The sequence below is a fragment of the Arcicella aurantiaca genome, assembly GCF_003148625.1.
Taxonomy (GTDB): Bacteria; Bacteroidota; Bacteroidia; order Cytophagales; family Spirosomataceae; genus Arcicella; species Arcicella aurantiaca.
Genome location: NZ_QGGO01000001.1, coordinates 19,585 through 39,905 on the forward strand (window position 1 = coordinate 19,585; position 20,321 = coordinate 39,905).

Here is a 20,321-nt window from a genome sequence, read left to right on the forward strand (position 1 = left end):
GTTTGTCTTTACTTCATAAGAAGAATGATTTCATGAGATAACTAAATTAAGAATTTAATAAAAATGGTTAGTGTTATAGACTTCTGCCGAGGATAATCGGCAGAAGTTTTTATTTTTTTACGGTATATTCTCCTGTGTTTTTTACCGATATTTTAGGTAATTGATGGGTTTCTTCAAAAATATCATAACCTTCTTTTAGCTTTCTCCAAAATACAATAAACTTTTCTGTATCAATATTTTGCCCATTTTTTAAAGCAGTCCAATAATCAACGAAATTACTTGATTTGACAATTTTTTGTAATTCCACCAGATTTTTATCAGTCAATTTTGCAGGGAAAATATGCACAGGAATTTCGGTTTGTCCTGCGTTTTTAGCTTCTACCGCCAACAAATAAATCTCTTTGATTTTATCATCAGTCATGGGCAAACAACCAACTGTCATACTTGCTCCGTGAATAAAAATATCATTCCCTAAATGACCTTTTTCGCCTAAAATTTTATCAGAAGCATTTGGGTAATTGATACCCAATGATAAATAAAAATTACTGATAGGATTGAATCTTTCGATATAATAGAACCCTTCTGGCGTTTGCATATCGCCTTGTTTTCTTTTAGGTCCTAAATTGCCAGAAGAAGCCGCTATTGGATAAGTCTTTAATAATTGGAAAGATTTATCTTCTGAATTTTTAGCCCAAATTTCTAAAATTTCTTCTTTCTTAAAAGCCCGAAAATAAAGCTGAAGTTTTTGAGGAGAAAGTGATTTATCGCTCAATAAAGCAAAAACCGCCTCTGATTTTTCTTCATAGGCGGTTTTTACTCGCTCGTATTTGAGCTGTTGAGTCTTGAAATTTGTTGGAACGGATAGCATTAAAATGATTAAAATGACTAATAATTTCATTCTCTAAAGATTGGTGAATTATTTACTAAACCGTTGTATTAAGCAATGGAAAAATAAGGCACGTTTTTAAGCTTTCATCTACTATTGATAACCAAGTTTATGGTAATCGTCAATCGTAATCGCTACGGCTAACCGTTCTTAAATCGTCACTGTACCTACGCTTATGCTTTCCAGACAACTTTTTTGTTTTTACCAACTTGCAACACAATTCTTACGGGCGTTGGTAATAACAACAATTTAGCATTTGCAGCTGGGTCTTCTTCTAATTCAATTTCTACACCCGCATTTTTACCTACTTCGATAGAACCGTCTGCCGCAATTTTAAATGATTTTGCCAAATATGCAGTTGGTAATAAAACGTCAGATTCTGGACAATATTCCTTATGAATATCCGAAAGAATTCCCTCCAAATAATCACCGTATTTATCATTGAAATCGTCTTCTAAATCGTGAAGGGCTTCTTCTACATCATCATAATCTTTATGGTCGTAGCCCATTTGGCTAAGTTCTACTCTTTTTTCAAATAAAGAAAGGAGTTCTTGGTCGAGTGCTTGAATATTCATTGATTTTAATTTTTTCAATTAATTTGATTCTGCAAAATTGCAAACTCCTGAATTAAACTCAAACTATTACTTGAAAAACTTATCGTGAAGGGGATTTTTGGAGAGAAGTTTATGCGTTGATGGTACTTAGGTTAGTCAACTTTTTTAAAGTTGGCTAATCTCTCTGCCACGTTTGAAAATCAGCGTAACCAGCCAGCTAAATCTTATACCAAAAACTCTAAAATGTCTAAATCCCAAATTTTATCAGGATTATGAAAGATTTTTCCGTGATTAATTTCAAGCGGAGAGTTAATATTATTGTGGTATAACTGACCTGTGCCAAGTCCTTGTGGGAGAGGATTATTAAATTCTGCGGTGAATTGAGTGATGGCATTTAAACCAATATTTGACTCCAAAGCGGAGGTCATCCACCAACCAATTTTTAGCCGATTGGCGTTTTCAATCCATTCTCTACATTGCTGAAAACCACCCAAAAGAGTAGGTTTTAGAATAATGTATTGAGGCATTATTTTTTTGAGAAGTTTATATTTATCGGTGTATTCTCTGATGCCGATAAGTTCTTCATCTAAAGCAATTGGGATAGGGGTATTCTGACAAAGTTCAGCCATTACATCTTCATTTCCTTGACGAATGGGCTGTTCAATAGAATGAAGGTTATATTTTGCTAATCTTTGCAGTTTATCCAATACTTCATGTACCGAAAACGCTCCGTTGGCATCTACTCTGAGGGTTATTTTACTTTCATCGTAGCGGTCACGGATATAAGCCAAAATATCACATTCTTTATTAAAATCAATCGCTCCTACCTTCATTTTAATGGTATTGTAACCAGCCTCCAATTTTTCATCAATTTGCTTGAGCATGAAGTCTTTATTGCCCATCCAAACTAATCCATTGATATTAATGGTACGGTCTGCTTTGGCAAAACCATTATTGAAAACCACTCTTTTGCCCCCATTCATGAGGTCGAGCATGGCAGTTTCAAAACCAAAAACAATGGAAGGAAAGGATTTATCTAAAACTTGGTCGAGAATGATATTCAAATTCCAAGGATAAACTTCAAGGTCGAGCGTATTGAAGTTTTCACAGATACTTAATAGTTGTAAATCGAAGTCAGGGCGGTCATCAATACTTAATCCTTTTAATGGGGAACATTCGCCCAAACCATAAGCCGAAGGATTGTCAGAGTCAAAAATCTTGACAAAATAACTATCTTTATGCGTAAGCACACCCCGAGACGTACCTGCCTCGAATTTGAAATCAAGTGTATGTTTTGTGAATACCGCTCTAAGACTCATTATATATTGTAAAGATTGATTTTGGCAAAAGTTTGCAACCTAACATTTTTTGAAAAGTTAGTTGATTTTTTAATCATTAATTACCTGACTTTATGTGTGTTAAGATTGTTGGAGGAGACTTTAGCCGAAAAATTAATCGTTAAAGTATCTTAAAAGGGGTGTGAATATACTAAAAAGTCAGAACTCTTTTAGAATTTTGCACCACCAAATTGTTATTTTTTATTAAATGGCAGTTTTTCTCATAAATTATTCACGAAACTGATTTTACTCTAACAAATGCAATTTTTTCTCCTTCCTTTTTCGTGGTTATATGGTTTTGTAACAGATTGCAGAAACTATTTATATGATAGTGAATGCTGGAAAACAACTCTTTTTGATAAACCCATTATTAATGTTGGCAACCTGACCGTTGGCGGAACAGGAAAATCTCCACACGTTGAATACCTGATTCGCTTATTAAAAGATAAATATGAAGTGGCAACGTTAAGTCGTGGATACGGACGCAAAACTAAGGGATTTATCCATGCAGATACAAGTGCCAATGCAAAAAAAATTGGCGACGAGCCTTTACAGTTTTATCAAAAGTTTAAGAACGATGTCGATGTCTATGTTGGAGAGAATAGGGTAGAAGCTTTGCAGAAAATATTTACAGAAAATCCTAAAACCGATGTGGTTATTTTAGATGATGCTTTTCAACATCGTCCTGTAAAATCGTCTTTGAATTTGCTTTTGGTGGATTATAGTCGCCCAATTGATAAAGATTATCCTTTTCCAGCGGGTCGTCTGCGTGAGCGAAGACACGGAGCAAAAAGAGCCGATGCAGTTATTGTTACCAAATGTCCAGATTTATCAATTGATGAACGTTCTCAATTAAAACTCAGACTGAATAATTATTTGGAAAATAATATCCCCATCTTCTTTACTAAAATTCTATACGGAAAACCTCAAAATTGCCGTTCTGAAATTAAAAATGGAGATTTGCAAAAGGTTTTATTACTTTCTGGAATTGCTAATCCAAAACCCTTTGAAGAATATGCAAAAGCTAATTTTGAGGTAATTGAGCATTTGATTTATAAAGACCATCATGACTTTTCAGAGAAGGATTTGGAAGAAATTTTGGCTAAAATTCAAGATGATTCAACGACTATTTTAATGACAGAAAAAGATATGGTGAAATTTAAACCCTTTCTGAATCATTCATTATTAGCGAATACGGCATTATATTATTTGCCAATTGAGATTGGTTTTTTAGAAGATTCTATGAAAAAAGATTTTGATGAAATGATATTTTCTCAATTTGAAAAAACTATTTATAAGTGATAGAGATTTGCAAATATAAATTATCTAAGCGATTGTTTTTTAGTGATTTATTTATTCGCTTTCTCGCAAATCGCTTTTCGCTTAGGATAAAATACTTTAATCAGCTTTATCTAATCCCTTTTTACCTAAATTTGTAGTGTGAAATTAAGAATATATATACTTACCATAATTGGGCTTTTGTTTTCGGGTTTGTTAAAAGCTCAATTCCCTTCGACAACTCAGGAAGGTGGAAGTGCCTTTCCTACCAACGGTTTTCCTACTGAAAATCAGAAGGATAAAGATGCTAAAAAAGCCGCAAATTCAAACGGCAGAATCGGACTCGACGATTCTACGAAAGTAGTCTATGGACCCACTTCAACAAGATATTTTTTGGAAGAAGACGTTGTGAACAATCGCAAACGACTTTATAATATCGATACAATTATTGATGGAATTCATAATTATAATTTCGTTCAAAGAAATAAAAACCTCTATCAAGATTTAGGGAATTTAGGAACTGCTATTCGTCCTGTTTTTTACAAAGCACCTGAGCAAATCGGAACACTTTTGGGATATGATGCCTACACTCTTTATACTTTTAAGCCCAATCAGGTAAGATATTATAACACAAAATCGCCTTTTACCAATATTATTTATGTACCGGGTGGAGGCGAACAAGACCTCTTACAGTTTGAATTGAGCAGAAATATTGACTCTCTCTGGAACGTTGGACTGAACGTGCAAAGAATAACTGCCAATAAAACTTTAATTGACCAAACTTCAACAGGTGATAATTCGTCTATTGGGCATTGGGATTTTATGGTTCATTCTAATTATCAGACAAAAAATAAAAAATATTCGCTTTTAGCATATCTCAATTTATCAGACCATAATTCAAACGACCAAGGCGGAGTAGTGGTGGAAACGGGTCGTGATTATCAAGGAATGTTGGCTTTGGCGGATAATCGTCCAATATTGACCGTTGCTTCTACTCGTGATAATTCCTATAATCTTCATGTTTATCATGAATATGTAGGCTATAAAGCTTTTCAGATTTTCCAAAACATTGATTATCAGACTCGTAGAGTTCGTTTTGGTGATAAAGGTTTTAGTGCAGCATGGCAAACAGGTTTTTATCCTTATGCTTTTAAAGCAAATTCCGAAACTGCTTATCGTTATTCTGCTGATACTTCCGTGACAAATCATGTTGTTTTAGACTCACTTTATAATGAAAGCAAATACACGAATTTTGAGGTAAAAACAGGTATTAAAGGGTTTTACAAAGGTTTTAATTATCGTATGCACTTACGAACACGTATTTATAATTACACAAATCCGCTAAAACCTGCTTATAATATTTCTAACAAAAACGAAAACTTTTTGGGACTGTGGCTCAATCAGTATTTTAAAGATAGTACCAGAGTTTTTGGCGAAGTTGAATTTTCTACCGACCTACAAAATCTCAGAATTAATGGTGAATTTCAAGGGAAATGGCTAAATGTTGGCGGAAGTTTTATTTCAACGCCAGCCACATTGGTTCAGCAACGAACCTATAATAATGGTTTTAGATGGACGGGAGAATTGGATAATGTCAAAACTACAAACGTGTATGCTTACACAAATTTGAAATTTAAGCAATTGGTTTTACGCCCAAGTGCGGATATTACTAAAATTGCCAGCTACGCTTATTTTGATACTTTGGCTTATGTTCAGCAATCGAAAAAGGATATTGAAATTTATCGGGTAGGTTTAGGATTTGATTTTAGAAAAGGACATTTTTCAACCACAAATCAAATTTATTACACAACGACTGGCGATGAAGATAAATTAATGAGAATTCCGAAATTATTTGCCAATTCTCGTGTAGCCTTTGATTTACTTTATCGCAAGAAATTATTTATCCAAACGGGTTTAGAGTTTCATTATAAGTCAAGTTATTATGCAGACGCTTATATGCCTGCTATTCAGCAGTTTCATTTGCAGGATAAACAACTTATTGAAGGCTATTTACAAGCCGATGCTTTTGCCGATATGCGAATTAACCGAGTGAGAATTTTTGTAAAATTTGCTCACGTAAATAAGGGACTTTTGGGCAATGGCTATTATGCGTCACCGGGTTTTGCAGGAATGGGTAGAGTATTGGCATTTGGTGTACATTGGTTACTTTTTGATTGATTTATTTGAAGCGAAAATAAGCGATTTTAGAAAGCGAAATTGAGCGAATAGCGAGTAATAAGCGATTTTACTTTAATCAATTTGTGAAAATAAGAATCGCTCATTTTCGCTATTCTCAAATCGCTCAAAACGGAATCGCTCATTTTCGCTATTCTCAAATCGCTCAAAACGGAATCGCTCATTTTCGCTATTCGCAAATCGCTCAAAACAGAATCGCTCATTTTCGCTATTCTCAAATCGCTCAAAACGGAATCGCTCATTTTCGCTATTCTCAAATCGCTTATATATGAATACAGAACAAAGAAATAACGCTACAAAAACGATGTTGGGCTTGAAACTCCCGACTGACCCACGTTGGGTAAATGTGGCAGAAAAAAATATTGCTGAAATCTTGATTGACCATGCTTATTGTGAGCAGAAGGCGGCTTCCTCGTGTATTTCATTGATTATTCAGTACCCTGAAAAAGAGAAACTAAGAGAAGTTTTAATGCCCGTAGTGTCTGAAGAATGGGCTCATTTCAGAATGGTTTTGAAGGAAATGAACACTCGTGGAATTGAGTTAGGTCCTCAAAGAAGAGACGAATACGTTCATTTATTATACAATTCAATGCGTCATGGCGGTACACGTGACCAACAATTGGGCGAAAGACTTTTCTTAAATGCCTTAATTGAAGCGAGAAGTTGTGAACGTTTTAGAATTTTATCACAAGAAATTTCTGATGAATCTTTACGTGATTTTTACCACGAATTAATGATTTCAGAAGCAGGTCATTACGTAAATTTTATTGACCTTGCCAAAGAATATTTATCTGCCGAATACGTAAAAACTCGTTGGGAAGAATGGCTTGAAACCGAAGCCGAAGTAATTAGAAATTTAGAAGTTAGAGGCGATAGAGTGCATTAAAAGTGATAGGGGCGAATTGCATTCGCCCTTGTAAATTTTGGAATTGGGCGAATGCGATTCGCCCCTACGAAATTCAAATCAACCCATTAATCTGTACATATTGCAAAAGCATAATCGTCTTAGCATCTTTAATTTCGCCCGTTTTTATCATATCAAATGCTTTTTGAAAATCTAATTCCAAAACATCAATTTCTTCCTCTTCTTCAACGCCACCACCGTCGTTAATTTTTTGTTCTTTGGTGTAGGAAGCCACAAAAAAATACAAAATTTCAGTAACCGAACCGGGCGACATATAGACTTCAAAAATTTTCTGAACATCTGTAATTTGATAACCTGTTTCTTCTTGCGTTTCTTTTTTGATGCAATCTTCTGGATTATCAGCGTCTAATAAACCCGCACAAGCTTCAATCAACATTCCGTCTGGATTTCCGTTTAAGTACGTCGGCATTCTGAATTGGCGAGTTAAAATCACGGTTTTTTTCTCCTGATTATACAGCAAAATCACTGCTCCGTTGCCTCTATCATAAGCCTCACGACTTTGGGTTTGCCATTGTCCATTTTTCTGTAAGAAATCAAATGTAACTTTGCGGAGGACGTACCAATTATCAGAAAGGACTTCCGTCTTTATATTTTTAATTTTTGAATTCATTTTGATTGAAAATGATTAAATGTGATTATTTTTGAACAAAATTAAAATAAGCACATGAATTTCCAAATCAGAAAGCAAAAAATACTTGAAAAATTAGAGCAAGATGCCATTCTTGATGTGAAAGAATTAGCAATTCTGCTCGAAACCTCCGAAATAACAGTTCGTCGAGATTTAGCAATTTTGGCTGAACAAGGTTTATTGGTGCGTACACACGGCGGAGCTATGAAAGTGAGTCTTTCGCAAATGCCTGTGAGTTTTGCTCAAAAATCGGCAATAAATGCAGAGCAAAAAGATGAAATTTGCAAAATAGCCGTTAGCCAAATTCAAGCAGGAGACGTGGTGTTTTTAGACTGTGGTAGCACCGTTTTTAGAATGTGTCCTTTTATTCGGAATATGAAAATAAAAGTGGTAACTAATTCATTACCAATAATTAACGAGTTGGTTGGTTCGGAAGTGAGTTTGAATTTTGCGGGAGGAGAAATTGATTTTGAACGACAAGCGGCACACGGAAAAATCGCCATAGAACATTTTCAAAGATACCGAGCTGATAAAGCTTTTGTGGGCATTGATGGTATTTCACTGAAAAATGGATTGAGTGCTTCGAGCGAAAAAGAGGCAGAAATAACGATGGCTTTGGCTCAAAATGCTCGTGAAGTTTTCTTCCTTTGTGATTCGGGGAAGTTAGAAAAAGACCGATATTTACCTTTTGCTCCGATTAACTTTGTCCAAAATCTCATTACCGATTCTTCGGTTTCGCAGGAATTATTGGCAGAATATAAAAAGGCAGGTATTAATGCTTTGAAAAGTTAAGGGTTATCTATGAAATTCACCTTCCCGAAAGTTTGAAACTTTCGGGAAGGTCTCCTTAGTCGCTCGCCTCTGGCGAGTGACGACTATTATCAGGCTTCCAGCCATTTTGAATACAATGTTTAAATCGTAGATAGATAGGGCTGGAAGCCTATTAATAATAGTAACTCGCCAGAGGCGAGCGACTGTTATTATTTGTTTAGACTATTGTATTGGTGTTTTCGCTTACTATATAAATTAAAAAAATAATGCAAACTTTCCTCGACCGTTCGGCACAATATATTTATTCACAACATTCTCATAATCAGCTTTCTAAAGTTTGTATTGTTATTCCATCTCGTCGTGGAGTTTTATATTTCAAGCAAGCACTCGCACAACTTTCTGATGTTCCGTTTTTAGCTCCTGATGTTTTATCGGTAGATGATTTTGTAATGCAAATGACGGGGCTTCGGCAGATTGACCAAGTGGCTTTGTTATTTGAATTGTACGATGTTTTTAAGGAAATTGACCCAAATGTGGCGTTTGAAAAATTCATGACTTGGGCAAGTACGCTCCTGAATGATTTTGATAAAATTGACCAATATTTAGTGGATGCCAAAGCATTGTTTAGCTATATGTCGGAAGCGAAGGCTTTAGAACGTTGGCAAATGCAATTGGGTGAATCTCAGAAAGATAAGAATCTAAAAACCGACCGAACCGACCGATATTTTAAATTATTCGAGAATATTTTTAGTGTTTATCAAAACTTGCGAAACCGTTTATCTGAACAAGGTTTGGTTTACCGAGGCATGGCTTATCGTGATTTAGCCGAAAACGTTGATAAATATATTCTTGAAAAAGACAAGCACCTTAAATATTATTTTGTTGGATTTAACGCCCTCAGTGATGCCGAAGAACGCATTATTAGAACTTTGTTAAAACGTAGAGATTTTGCCGAAACACTTTGGGATACAGATACTTACATCCTGAAAAATAAAGACCAAAAAGCGGGTGCTTGGTTGCGTTATTATAAAGAAGGAGATGATAAAAATGGGATTCCGCCACTTTATAACAAAGAATGGCTTTGGGAAACGGATGAGTTAGTAAAAGGAACGAAAAATATCCAAGTAATTGGCGTTTCTAATGCCAGTATTCAAGCAAAAGTGGCAGGGCATATTTATCGAAGTTGGAACGCTGAGAAAGAGGAAGGAGAAAAGGTGAAAGAGGAAAATGCTCAGACGGCTATTGTTTTGGGAGATGAAAACTTGCTTGTCCCTGTCATGAATTCATTGGATGAATCGGTGAAGGATTTTAATATTACAATGGGTTTATCGTTGAAAAATTCCATGCTTTTCACCTTGATTGATTCACTTTTTGAGTTACAACGTAATTTAGTAGAATTCAAAACTGAAGATGGTGGAACGGTAAGAATCCCAAAATTCTCTCATCGGCAGGTTGTTAAAGTTTTAAATCATCCGTTTTTGAGGCGTTGGGAGTTGATGAAGTATAGTGATAAACCTCACCCGAAGCGTCGGTCGCCCCAGCCCCTCTCCGATGGAGAGGGGGGCATTCGACCTAACCAATTTGCGGACGAAAACTCCCCTCTCCATCGGAGAGGGGTTGGGGCGACCGACGCTTCGGGTGAGGTTTTAGAACATAAATTCTACCAAAAATCTGGATATGAGGAGTGGAAATATTTAAAACAATTTGCCAGAGATAATCGTAAAAACCCTACCGAATCAGAAGAAATACTTTGGGAAAAACTCAGAAATAAACAATTGGGTGATTTCAGAGTAAGAAGACAGCATTCTATAAATTCATTTATAGTTGATTTTGTATTTTTAAAACAAAACCTAATCATCGAACTCGACGGAGGAATTCACGAAGTTGATGATAATCCTAAATACGATGAATATCGAACTCAAGAGCTTAATGCAGAGGGTTTTAGAGTGTTAAGATTTAAGAATGAAGAAGTTTTAGAAAATGTAGATGAGGTTCTTAAAACGATTTTATACTATTTGAATAACATAACCAAACAATCAGGTATCGAAGTGTCGGACGAAAACTCCCCTCTCAGCAGGAGAGGGGTTGGGGCGACCGACGCTTCGGGTGAGGTAAATACTGAGGCCCTAAACCCAATCCGCAAAACACTCCGAGAAATCACTGAACGAAATCGAGTTTTTCTTAGCTCAAAAGAACTTTTAGAAATTGCTGAAAATGACTCGCTTTTTGAAGTGATTTTTAAACATTGGAATAACAATCCTCAAAATGCTATTAAGTGTTTTTATGCTCTAATTGACTTACTGAGAGATGTTTACAAGGAATCACAAGATGCCGTTGAAACGGAATATCTGTATCAGTTTTATCTGATTTTGCAGAGAATGGAAGGTATTTTAGAGGCTCGAAAAGACACCGTAACCATGCGGAGTTTCAAGACTTTTTTGTTTGAGTTTATCAAGCAAACTAAAATTCCGTTTGAGTCAGAAACCGATGAAAGTTTGCAGATAATGGGGATGTTGGAAACCCGAACGTTGGATTTTGAAAAGGTAATAATTCTTTCGGTAAACGAAGGAACTTTACCGCAAGGAAAGCGACAAAACACTTTGATTCCATTTGATGCTTTGAGCGACCCGCAGTTCAATTTACCAACCCATAATCATGCGGATTCGGTAATGGCGTATCACTTTTTTAGGCTTTTACAACGTGCCAAAGAAATTGTTTTGGTTCATGTTTTACCTTCTGATACGTATGGAGCAGGCGAAAAAAGTCGTTTCCTTTTACAAATTGAGCATGAATTAGCCAAATTCAATAAAAATATAACGCTCTCATACCCAACGGTCAAATTTATTGCGGGCGATGAAGAACGGGAAGAAGAAACCAAATTAGAAATTCAGAAAACAGATGATATTTTAGCATTCATTGAAAAGGAAATTACCGAAAAAGGCATTTATCCTTCGCACATGAATCAGTATTTAGATTGTTCACTGAAATATTATTTTAGCAAGATTGCGGGCATTGCTGAGGAAGAAACCGTGGAGGAAAAAATAGGAGTGGATACCTTCGGAAATTGGATTCATAAAACCTTTGAAAACATTGATTCTGAATTTGTTGCCAATGGTGGAGTCGTAGAAAAAGAGGATTTAGAAACGGTCTTGAAAAATATTCAATCTTATCTAAAACAGGCTTTTAAAGAAACCAATCAAGGGTTAAGAGCAGAAGAAGGAATGAACTATATTTTGTATCAAGTTGGAGAAACGATTGTAAAGAAGTTCTTGCGTTATCAGCTTGATAATGAATTATTTCCGTTAGAATTATTAGATGTTGAAAAGACTTTGAAAGTGCAATTTGTAGCTCAGGTGAATAATAAAACTTTGCCTGTAAAAATTGCAGGTCGTATCGACCGAATGGACAGAGCAGGTGGCAATAAGATTCGTGTAATCGACTATAAAACGGGAAAAGTTGAAGCTAAAGATTTGAAAATCAATATAGAAGATTTGGCTGAAAACCTTTTGATAGACAAAGAAAAGGATAAATTTCGACAATTGTGGTTGTACAAATACATGGTTTTGAAGCAGATGACTTCAAAAAATGGGTTAACAATTAATGGTATAAAATTGAATGAAGTTGAAAATGAAGTAAGCTCAGGAATTTACTCTTTCCGAAATATTGAAGCAGGACTTTTACAGCAAAGTATTGAGTTTCAAGAAGGTGAAACAATCCAAGATTTTATTTTTGAATCTGAGAAGTATCTACAAAATTTCGTTAGTGATTTGTTAGACCCCGAAAAACCATTTGAAAAGCGAAAAGACGTAGAAAATTGCGTTTATTGTGATTATCGACGGATTTGTGGGAGGTGATTTGTAAGTAAATTAAAATGTGAATATATTTAATGATGATATTAAAAACCACCTTTACTGATTTATCTGATTGGATTCCAAAAGAATGGGAACGTCCACAAAAAGGGTCAAGTTCCATTACGATTTTTGAACAGCCAGAAACCTCAGAAGTTTATTTTTTTAAAGAATCTCATACACGCTACGAACTTGAATTTTGGTCAGAAATTATTTCCAGTAAATTTGGTCAAATGCTCGGATTGAATGTTTTGGATTATAATATAGGCTACTACAAAGGCAATTTAGGCTGTCTATCCAAAAGAATGGTTAATCCTGACGAAGGACAGGTACTTTATCATGGAGTTGAAATTCTTAATGACCATATAGAAACATTTATAATGTCTGATAAACCATTTTTTAGTTATCAAGATATTGAAGAACTTTGCAAAAAAGATGATTTTAACCATTTATTGACTCATTTCCATGAATTAATAATTTTTGATGCTCTAATTGGTAACACTGATAGACATACCGAAAATTGGGCTTTTATTAGAAATTTCTCAGCAAAAATAGATTTACCAAAACTTAATCCCAATAGCAATCCAACGCTATTCAAGTTAATTTTCCATTTTTTATTAAACAGAAAAAAATATAGCAATTATTTTCAAAATAATGATTCAAAACTGAAACTTTCAATAAGCACAACCCACATATCTTCTTCTATCTATGATAGTGGTTGCTGTTTGGGAAGAGAAATTGAAGAAATCAAGATTCAAGATTTTATAAAGGATAAAAAAAGAATTGAAAGTTATACAGAAAAAGGTAAAAGTGAAATTAGGTGGAATAAAGACAGAATTGGTCTTTTTGAAATAGTTAGACAGATTCACGATACGGATAATCAATCGCTTAAATCTATTTTCAACCAATTAAAAATAGATAATTTGCACGATTCTATCAAATCCATTGTTACTCAAATAGACGAACAAATACCTTTAGAAATTCAGAAATCAAGGCTAACTTTGCATCGCAAACATTTTATAACAGAATTATTGATTTTCAGATTTCAAAAACTTAAAAATATACTTGATTAGGGTCATTTACATATCTTGGAGAAAACAAGCGGGTAGTCGCAGACACATCGTTGCTAAAATGAAACGTAATGCATCGGGAGTAATATTTCAATCTTTCCCCAAAGCATTAGAAAAAGCAAAAGCTGATGGATTAGACTATTTAGCAGGTTTTCATGATTTGGAAAAGGTTACAAATAAAGATGTTACTCAGTTGATTAATCACAGAGTCATTGGAAAAGACAGACCTGATAGGCAACATTTTTTATCTTTTTGGGAAGCTGAAAAAGCTGTTGATAATTTTGAAATTTTAGCACTAACACAAGGTAGTTCACCAACCGATAATCTCGAATTCTTAGGGGAATATCATCCACAAAAGGGAATGAAGTTTGTTACAGACCTTGCTGGATTAAGTCATATTGAATTACCAAAAGATTTTTTTAAAATTGGAGATAAACTTACTTATAAAATTGAAAAGGATAATCCAATTGATAAAAAAGCAGTAGCCGTTTATAAAGACAGGACAAAAGTGGGTTATATAAAACAAATTCACAGTCGTTTTTTTCAAGATTTAAAATACCCCGTATCCTTAACTGTAAAAGCATTAGACCAAAATGGACGCATCAAGAATGTATTTATATTAGTTGAGCTTTGATTGAAATAAATTCTTGTCAAAAGGAGTCGCCTAATATTAGGTGATTCCTTTTTTGTTGGATATATGATGAGTTATTAACGTACATATAATAGTGTTAAAATAAAAAGTAACATTTAGTGTGAAAATCCGAGTCAAGTAAAAACTATTTGACCATTCCTAGGCTTTAACTATTATAACTTAAAGACATGAAACCCATAAAACCCACCCGTCAATTCCCAAATGAGTTAATGGATAAACTCCGTCAAACGGGAGATTTATTAGCAGATGACGTAATTTTTCGTCTGCACGAAACACATGGAATTACGAGTGTGAGAGAAATGTTTGTTTGGTTAAATAGTTCAGAGTCAGCGTCTAAGTTTGAAATTGTTAATCAGTTTATTAATCAAAATAGCTTTCTGCCAGATTTTGCGGATAAAAAACTGATGAAACAAGGTATCGATTTCTTTCAGAAAAATCAGCAACAAATCGGGGTATTATTGGTGTGTTTGTCACTTCCGTATTGTTACGCAGGAGCAGACGGTGCAAAGGTTTTGGCAATGTCGCAACGTATTCAAACCGATACCCTAAAACGTTTGGAAGAAACTGGCGAATTTATTCAGATTATTACCCAAGAAAAAAACTGGAATAACGGAGAAGCCTTTCATGAAATATTGAAAGTGAGATTGATGCACGCTGCAATTCGTTTTCTTACTGAATATCACGGCACTTGGAATTTAGCTTGGGGAAAACCCGTAAACCAAGAAGATATGGCAGGAACAAACGGAGCATTTTCATATATTGTGATTCGTGGAATGAGAAAGTCGGGAGATGAACCTTCTGAATCAGATTCGGAAGCCTATTTACATCTTTGGAATGTTATTTCAGTAATCATGGGAGTTGATAAAGTATTGATTCCTAATAATTTAAGAGAAGCGTTTGTGTTGGATAAAATAATTGCCAAACGCCAATTTAGACCTTCCGAAGAAGGAAAATTATTGACAAAAGCATTATTGAATACGATGGAGAAATTTGTAGAGAATCCTTTATTAAAATCTTTTCCTGCGGCTCAAATGCGGTTTTTGATGGGCGATAAAGTGGCAGATATTTTAGGAATTCCTGCTGTAACTTTCGAGAAAAAACTAATCCCTTTTATTCCAACTTCCATTCTATTTAAGCAATAATATCGTCTCACAGACTCGACTATATCAATTTTCGTATAATTTTACGCTATAAACCTGTAAAATCATTATGCTGAGATTGGATAAATATCGAATTTTTAGCATCGAAACTGATAAATTATGTGTGATACTTTTATTGCCTTACCTCCTGTAACTAAATCAAATAGCGTAATTTTTGGTAAAAACTCCGACCGTGAACCCAATGAGGCTCAGGCAATTGTGCGTTATCCAAGAATGAAGCACATCGAAGAAACATTGCGTTGTACTTATATTGATATTCCGCAAGTTGAAGAAACTTTTGAGGTTATTTTGTCAAAACCTTTTTGGATGTGGGGTGCCGAAATGGGCGTAAATGAATACGGTGTAACCATTGGAAATGAAGCCATTTTTACCAAAGTTAAACATCAAAAAACCAATCAAGGATTGACAGGAATGGATTTGTTGAGGTTGGCTCTTGAACGTTCAAAAACGGCTGATGAAGCTTTAAAATGTATCATTGAATTACTCCAAAAATACGGTCAAGATGCTTGTGGAGGTTATCAAAATCGTGATTTTTACTATGATAATTCCTTTATTATTGCCGATGCTGAAAATGCTTTTGTTTTAGAAACGGCTGGAAATCAATGGGTAACTAAAAAAGTAAATACTTATGCAAGCATTTCAAATGGTTTAACCATTACGGATGATTATGATTCAATTTCTGAGAAAGCTATCACTTTTGCTCAAGAAAAAGGATTTTACAAATCAGGGAAATTTAGTTTTGCAAAAGTATATTCAGACCCCCTCATGACTTGGGTGAGTTCTTGTAAAACTCGACAGAATGTAACCATGAAAGGTGCTGAAAAACAAGGGTTTAATATTCAGTCAGCCATCGAAATATTGTCTTCACATTATTTATCTGACGATAAATTTGCTCCTTATAAAGCCACAACAAAAGACGTGTGTATGCACGCAACGGGCAAACTGAACCCTAACTCGACGGTAGGTTCAATGATTGTAGAAATTAGAAAAGATAAGCCTGTAACTGTTTGGTTAACAGGGTCTTCAAATTCGAGTTTGTCAATTTATAAGCCATTTTTCTTTGGAGAAAATGGAGTATTGAATGATGTTTATCAAGTACCTGATGTAAAATTTGACCGTAAAACCCTTTGGTGGATTTCAGAAAGGTTATACCGTTTAGGAAATCTTAATTACCAAGCTTTAGTTGGGATTGTGAAACAAGAAAAAGAGCAAATTCAACAACGTTTGATAGAAGAAGAACAACAATTTTTTAAAGGAAATCCAACAGAAGAAACTTTGCAGAATTTCTCGAAAAATAGTTTTCAAACCTCATTTAAAGCTTTAATAGATTGGAACAATAAAGCATCAAAAATCGCTTGGCGACCAGCATCTTGGAATCCGTTTTACTACTTTTTCTGGCGAAATTTGAATAAGAAAGTGGGTTTGTAACACGAGAATCTTTCCCGTGAAATCTTATCTTTAACTACCTATGGATTCAAAATATTTTTATATTTGTACAAAACAAATGAAATCATGGTTCAAACAGTTTATGATGAAGTTGCCAGTTTCATGGCATCAATGAATCCCGAAAAAGTAATAGCTTTTAAACCTTCAAAAGCTAATCAAAATAGACTTGACTTTTTATTAGATAAACAAACAGAAAAAAGACTTTCAAAAGATGAATTAAACGAGTTAGAGCATTATCTTATGCTGAATCGGATTATTGGACTTGCCAAAGCACGTGCATTGAGTCTTGTGTCGGCATGAGAAAAGGAATTTCTGCCAAATTAAAGCAACAAATTGCACTGCGAGCAAATTTTAGATGTGAATATTGTCTATTGCCCGATAAAGTTTCATTCTATAATTTTCATATTGACCATATTCGTAGTTTAAAGCACGGAGGAAGTTCGGAAGTAGATAATTTGGCTTATTGTTGCCCCGATTGTAATCACTTTAAAGGAACGGATATTGGTAGTTATACTATTGATGATGAGCTTGTTAGGTTCTTTAATCCTCGTATAGAATTATGGAAAGATAATTTTGAAATTATTAATGGATTAATTTTGAGCAAGACAGATATTGCAAAAGTTACCGAGCAAATTTTTAAATTCAATGATGTAGATAGAGTTATTTTTAGAATCGAATTAATAAAACTTGGACTTTACTAACGATTATCCTGTAAGAGCTTCTTATGGGATTTTTTATTGAGGTACTGGTTTGTAACACAGTAATCTTTCCCGTGAAATACCAATAACTTGGCATTAAAATTTCCCAATCTCCATACAATATCGTAATTTTGTACTTTATTAAGAATTAAGCAAATACAAGATAAATGTTAAACGTATCAAATGTTTCACTCCGTTTCGGAAAACGGGTACTTTTTGAAGATGTAAATATCAAGTTTGTAGAAGGAAACTGCTACGGTTTGATTGGTGCAAATGGTGCAGGAAAGTCAACTTTCTTGAAAATTCTTTCGGGTGAAATCGACTCGCAAACAGGTTCTGTATCGATGAACCCCGGTGAGCGTATGTCAATGTTAAAGCAAAACCATTTTGAATATGAGGAAGTTCCTGTATTACAAGCGGTTATCATGGGGAATAAACGCCTTTATGATATTATGGTTGAGAAAGATGCTATTTATTTAAAAGAAGATTTTACAGAAGAAGACGGAAACCGTGCTGCTGACCTCGAAGCAGAATTTGCTGAAATGAATGGTTGGGAAGCTGAATCTGAAGCTGGGCAATTGTTAAGTGGCTTGGGAATTAAAGAAGATTTGCATTATACCTTGTTAAAAGATGTTTCGGGTTCTGAAAAAGTAAAAGTGCTTTTGGCACAAGCTTTATTTGGTTCTCCAGATATTTTGTTATTAGATGAACCTACCAACAACTTAGATATTGAGTCTATTCTTTGGTTAGAGAATTTCTTGACAAATTTTAAAAATACCGTAATTGTTGTTTCTCACGACCGTCACTTCTTAGATAACGTTTGTACGCACATTGCCGATTTAGATTTTGGAAAAATTCAATTATACGGGGGTACTTACACTTTCTGGTACGAATCATCACAATTAGCGGCTCGTCAGCGTGCTGACCAAAACAAGAAAACTGATGAAAAACGTAAAGAATTGGAGGAATTTATTCGCCGATTCTCTGCTAACGTTGCGAAGTCAAAACAAGCAACTTCTCGTCAGAAAATGTTGGATAAATTACAAGTTGAAGACATTAAACCTTCATCACGTCGTTATCCATTTATCAACTTCAAACCTGAACGTGAAGCAGGTGACCAATTACTTTCAGTAGAAGGTTTGTCAGCTAAAAATCCAGAAGGAGAATATTTGTTTAAAGATGTGTCATTCACTTTAACGAAAGGAGATAAATTAGCCGTTCTTTCTCGTGACTCATTGGCTGTTAGTGCTTTATTTGATATTTTGATGGGCGAAAGAACTGCCGATGCAGGAACTTTCAAATGGGGAGTGACTACCACTCAGGCATATTTGCCAAATGATAATGCTAAGTATTTTGAAGATGGTTCATTAAACTTGGTAGATTGGTTACGCCAATATTCAACTGAAAAAGACGAATCATTTATTCGTGGATTCTTGGGTAGAATGTTGTTCTCAGGAGACGAAGCCTTGAAAAAATGTACTGTAATTTCTGGGGGTGAAAAACAACGTTGTATGTTCTCAAGAATGATGTTGTCGGGTTCAAACGTAGCCATTTTCGACGAACCAACCAACCACTTAGACTTAGAGTCAATTACGGCATTGAACAACGGAATGGTTGATTTTGCAGGAACAATTTTATTTACTTGTCATGACCACCAATTAACGCAAACCGTGGCAACACGTATTTTAGAACTTGGACCAAAAGGTTATTTAGATAAATTAATGACTTTTGATGATTACATTACTGACGAGCGTGTAAAAGCTCAGAAAAATGAAATTTACGGATAAAAAACAAAACCCTGAGAATTTTCTCAGGGTTTTTACATTTATTAACAGTTAGGTATGTTTTATTTGATGTCTTAGGCTCTTTTTTGAGAGTTAGGGTATTGTAATAACTTTGTGGTTAGGCAATAATTGAATGTTATTAGTGGTTGGTGTTTAGTCCCGACTCCAATAGCCGCCACTATCTTCATCGGGTTTGTAATTGTATTATTCTAATTACATACTTATAACGTTAAAGCTTTTCTAAAGTCACAAAACTTACCAAATGTGAATTTTTTTAAATCTGTTAATATTTGTTAATACGCTTTTTTTTAAGGTTTTATATTAAATTTCATGTACTAATTCCAAATTTTCTTTTGTTTTTGAGAAAGAAAAAAGCGATAAAAAAATATAATTTTTTTCATAAATTCATCATGTCTTCCTTCAAAACAATAATTTTATTATTTTTATATGGATTAAATACTAACATTTAATCATAAACAGTTATAAACACATCACATATTTTAACAAACCCAAACAATGAAAAACCTATCAATAATTTTGGCAATGGTCATTTTAGGATTCGTATCATCTTGTAAAAAAGACGAAACAACGACTCCAGCAAAAACAAAAACTGAGTTAATTACAGCGAAAGTATGGATAATCAATGAAGTAATAGCGTTAGGTACACCAGTCTATACAAAAGGCGGAACAGATGTTCTAAACTTAGGATTTGCAAAAGTTTCGTTATCCTTTAAATCTGATGGTAGTGTGTCAGGATTTGATAATAATGGAAAAACGCTTCCAATATCTGCAAAATGGAGTTTGTCAACAGATGAAACTAAAATTATAATTTCTGGTTCTGGCATTACAGGTTTAGACGGAGAAGCTTTAATAATTCAGTTGACTGATACCAATTTTGAAGTCAAAGGAAAGGTAACTTATCAAGGAATAACGGGAGATGCTAATTTAAAAATGATTCCACAGTAAAATATTTTTAAATGTAAATTTCTTAAAATCAGTCAGTTGTAAAATTGACTGATTTTTTTTGCATTTTTTTCTTGTTTCTGCTTTGTATTTTAAAATTAATCTCCTAATTTTGCAGTCCCAAA

18 protein-coding genes are annotated in these 20,321 nt (G+C 34.4%); 14 read left to right on the top strand and 4 right to left on the bottom strand.

Translation table 11 applies throughout. The features are described from left to right. Positions 1-109: 109 nt before the first annotated feature. The 3 genes from LV89_RS00100 to LV89_RS00110 form a co-directional block, all read right to left on the bottom strand. Entirely contained in the window at positions 110-898 is a 789-nt protein-coding gene (locus LV89_RS00100) for a L,D-transpeptidase family protein (RefSeq protein WP_109740820.1), read from the bottom strand. Positions 899-1,059: 161 nt separating this feature from the next. Continuing rightward, positions 1,060-1,461 carry a hypothetical protein gene (locus tag LV89_RS00105; protein WP_109740821.1) on the bottom strand — a complete coding sequence of 134 codons (402 nt, stop codon included), beginning with the start codon at positions 1,459-1,461 and terminating at the stop codon, positions 1,060-1,062. Positions 1,462-1,664: 203 nt separating this feature from the next. Beyond that, positions 1,665-2,759 (bottom strand): o-succinylbenzoate synthase, encoded by a 1,095-nt coding sequence (locus LV89_RS00110; RefSeq protein ID WP_109740822.1) that lies wholly within the window; start codon positions 2,757-2,759, stop codon positions 1,665-1,667. Positions 2,760-3,035: 276 nt separating this feature from the next. Here LV89_RS00110 and lpxK point away from each other — a divergent pair, with 276 nt between their 5' ends. From lpxK to LV89_RS00130, 4 genes are all read left to right on the top strand, one after another. Further along, complete coding sequence (gene lpxK, locus LV89_RS00115) at positions 3,036-4,079, top strand: tetraacyldisaccharide 4'-kinase (protein ID WP_109740823.1); 1,044 nt, start codon at positions 3,036-3,038, stop codon at positions 4,077-4,079. A 138-nt stretch (positions 4,080-4,217) separates the two neighbouring features. After that, positions 4,218-6,233, top strand: coding sequence for a putative porin (locus LV89_RS00120; RefSeq protein ID WP_158279477.1), 2,016 nt, complete (start codon positions 4,218-4,220; stop codon positions 6,231-6,233). A gap of 83 nt (positions 6,234-6,316) precedes the next feature. Then, positions 6,317-6,523, top strand: coding sequence for a hypothetical protein (locus LV89_RS24840; protein ID WP_146199037.1), 207 nt, complete (start codon positions 6,317-6,319; stop codon positions 6,521-6,523). Next, positions 6,520-7,137 (top strand): MiaE family protein, encoded by a 618-nt coding sequence (locus LV89_RS00130; RefSeq protein ID WP_229201449.1) that lies wholly within the window; start codon positions 6,520-6,522, stop codon positions 7,135-7,137. The genes LV89_RS24840 and LV89_RS00130 overlap by 4 nt, the downstream gene beginning before the upstream one ends. Positions 7,138-7,210: 73 nt before the next feature. Here the strand turns inward: LV89_RS00130 and nudK are convergent, their stop codons facing one another. Beyond that, on the bottom strand, positions 7,211-7,786 hold the full coding sequence (nudK, locus tag LV89_RS00135) for a GDP-mannose pyrophosphatase NudK (protein ID WP_109740826.1): 576 nt from the start codon (positions 7,784-7,786) through the stop codon (positions 7,211-7,213). Between the two features lie 54 nt (positions 7,787-7,840). On the opposite strand from nudK, the gene LV89_RS00140 reads away from it, so the two are divergent. The 10 genes from LV89_RS00140 to LV89_RS00185 all read left to right on the top strand — a co-directional run bounded on the left by LV89_RS00140 (position 7,841) and on the right by LV89_RS00185 (position 20,199). Beyond that, complete coding sequence (locus LV89_RS00140) at positions 7,841-8,596, top strand: DeoR/GlpR family DNA-binding transcription regulator (RefSeq protein WP_109740827.1); 756 nt, start codon at positions 7,841-7,843, stop codon at positions 8,594-8,596. Positions 8,597-8,841: 245 nt separating this feature from the next. Continuing rightward, positions 8,842-12,429 (top strand): DUF559 domain-containing protein, encoded by a 3,588-nt coding sequence (locus LV89_RS00145; protein WP_109740828.1) that lies wholly within the window; start codon positions 8,842-8,844, stop codon positions 12,427-12,429. A 32-nt stretch (positions 12,430-12,461) separates the two neighbouring features. After that, entirely contained in the window at positions 12,462-13,496 is a 1,035-nt protein-coding gene (locus tag LV89_RS00150) for a HipA domain-containing protein (protein ID WP_109740829.1), read from the top strand. Between the two features lie 58 nt (positions 13,497-13,554). Then, positions 13,555-14,127 (top strand): HIRAN domain-containing protein, encoded by a 573-nt coding sequence (locus LV89_RS00155; RefSeq protein ID WP_109740830.1) that lies wholly within the window; start codon positions 13,555-13,557, stop codon positions 14,125-14,127. A 185-nt stretch (positions 14,128-14,312) separates the two neighbouring features. Then, complete coding sequence (locus LV89_RS00160) at positions 14,313-15,287, top strand: oxygenase MpaB family protein (RefSeq protein WP_109740831.1); 975 nt, start codon at positions 14,313-14,315, stop codon at positions 15,285-15,287. 117 nt (positions 15,288-15,404) lie between these two features. After that, positions 15,405-16,733: a C69 family dipeptidase gene (locus LV89_RS00165; RefSeq protein ID WP_109740832.1), complete on the top strand. Its 1,329-nt coding sequence runs from the start codon at positions 15,405-15,407 to the stop codon at positions 16,731-16,733. Positions 16,734-16,817: 84 nt separating this feature from the next. Then, positions 16,818-17,051 carry a hypothetical protein gene (locus LV89_RS00170; RefSeq protein ID WP_109740833.1) on the top strand — a complete coding sequence of 78 codons (234 nt, stop codon included), beginning with the start codon at positions 16,818-16,820 and terminating at the stop codon, positions 17,049-17,051. Then, positions 17,048-17,452 carry an HNH endonuclease gene (locus LV89_RS00175; protein WP_109740834.1) on the top strand — a complete coding sequence of 135 codons (405 nt, stop codon included), beginning with the start codon at positions 17,048-17,050 and terminating at the stop codon, positions 17,450-17,452. The genes LV89_RS00170 and LV89_RS00175 overlap by 4 nt, the downstream gene beginning before the upstream one ends. A 164-nt stretch (positions 17,453-17,616) precedes the next feature. After that, the gene (locus LV89_RS00180; protein WP_109740835.1) at positions 17,617-19,236 is read left to right on the top strand and encodes an ABC-F family ATP-binding cassette domain-containing protein; all 1,620 of its coding nucleotides are present in this window, start codon (positions 17,617-17,619) and stop codon (positions 19,234-19,236) included. A gap of 513 nt (positions 19,237-19,749) precedes the next feature. Continuing rightward, positions 19,750-20,199: a hypothetical protein gene (locus LV89_RS00185; RefSeq protein WP_109740836.1), complete on the top strand. Its 450-nt coding sequence runs from the start codon at positions 19,750-19,752 to the stop codon at positions 20,197-20,199. The last annotated feature ends 122 nt before the right edge of the window (positions 20,200-20,321 follow it).

Coding starts and splice junctions, on each gene's coding strand:
- nudK (WP_109740826.1), bottom strand. CDS start 7,786: ATGAATTCAAAAATTAAAAATATAAAGACGGAAGTCCTTTCTGATAAT.
- LV89_RS00145 (WP_109740828.1), top strand. CDS start 8,842: ATGCAAACTTTCCTCGACCGTTCGGCACAATATATTTATTCACAACAT.
- LV89_RS00150 (WP_109740829.1), top strand. CDS start 12,462: ATGATGATATTAAAAACCACCTTTACTGATTTATCTGATTGGATTCCA.
- LV89_RS00100 (WP_109740820.1), bottom strand. CDS start 898: ATGAAATTATTAGTCATTTTAATCATTTTAATGCTATCCGTTCCAACA.
- LV89_RS00140 (WP_109740827.1), top strand. CDS start 7,841: ATGAATTTCCAAATCAGAAAGCAAAAAATACTTGAAAAATTAGAGCAA.
- LV89_RS00180 (WP_109740835.1), top strand. CDS start 17,617: ATGTTAAACGTATCAAATGTTTCACTCCGTTTCGGAAAACGGGTACTT.
- LV89_RS00170 (WP_109740833.1), top strand. CDS start 16,818: ATGGTTCAAACAGTTTATGATGAAGTTGCCAGTTTCATGGCATCAATG.
- LV89_RS00165 (WP_109740832.1), top strand. CDS start 15,405: ATGTGTGATACTTTTATTGCCTTACCTCCTGTAACTAAATCAAATAGC.
- LV89_RS00105 (WP_109740821.1), bottom strand. CDS start 1,461: ATGAATATTCAAGCACTCGACCAAGAACTCCTTTCTTTATTTGAAAAA.
- lpxK (WP_109740823.1), top strand. CDS start 3,036: ATGCAATTTTTTCTCCTTCCTTTTTCGTGGTTATATGGTTTTGTAACA.
- LV89_RS00110 (WP_109740822.1), bottom strand. CDS start 2,759: ATGAGTCTTAGAGCGGTATTCACAAAACATACACTTGATTTCAAATTC.
- LV89_RS00160 (WP_109740831.1), top strand. CDS start 14,313: ATGAAACCCATAAAACCCACCCGTCAATTCCCAAATGAGTTAATGGAT.
- LV89_RS00155 (WP_109740830.1), top strand. CDS start 13,555: ATGAAACGTAATGCATCGGGAGTAATATTTCAATCTTTCCCCAAAGCA.
- LV89_RS00175 (WP_109740834.1), top strand. CDS start 17,048: ATGAGAAAAGGAATTTCTGCCAAATTAAAGCAACAAATTGCACTGCGA.
- LV89_RS00130 (WP_229201449.1), top strand. CDS start 6,520: ATGAATACAGAACAAAGAAATAACGCTACAAAAACGATGTTGGGCTTG.
- LV89_RS00185 (WP_109740836.1), top strand. CDS start 19,750: ATGAAAAACCTATCAATAATTTTGGCAATGGTCATTTTAGGATTCGTA.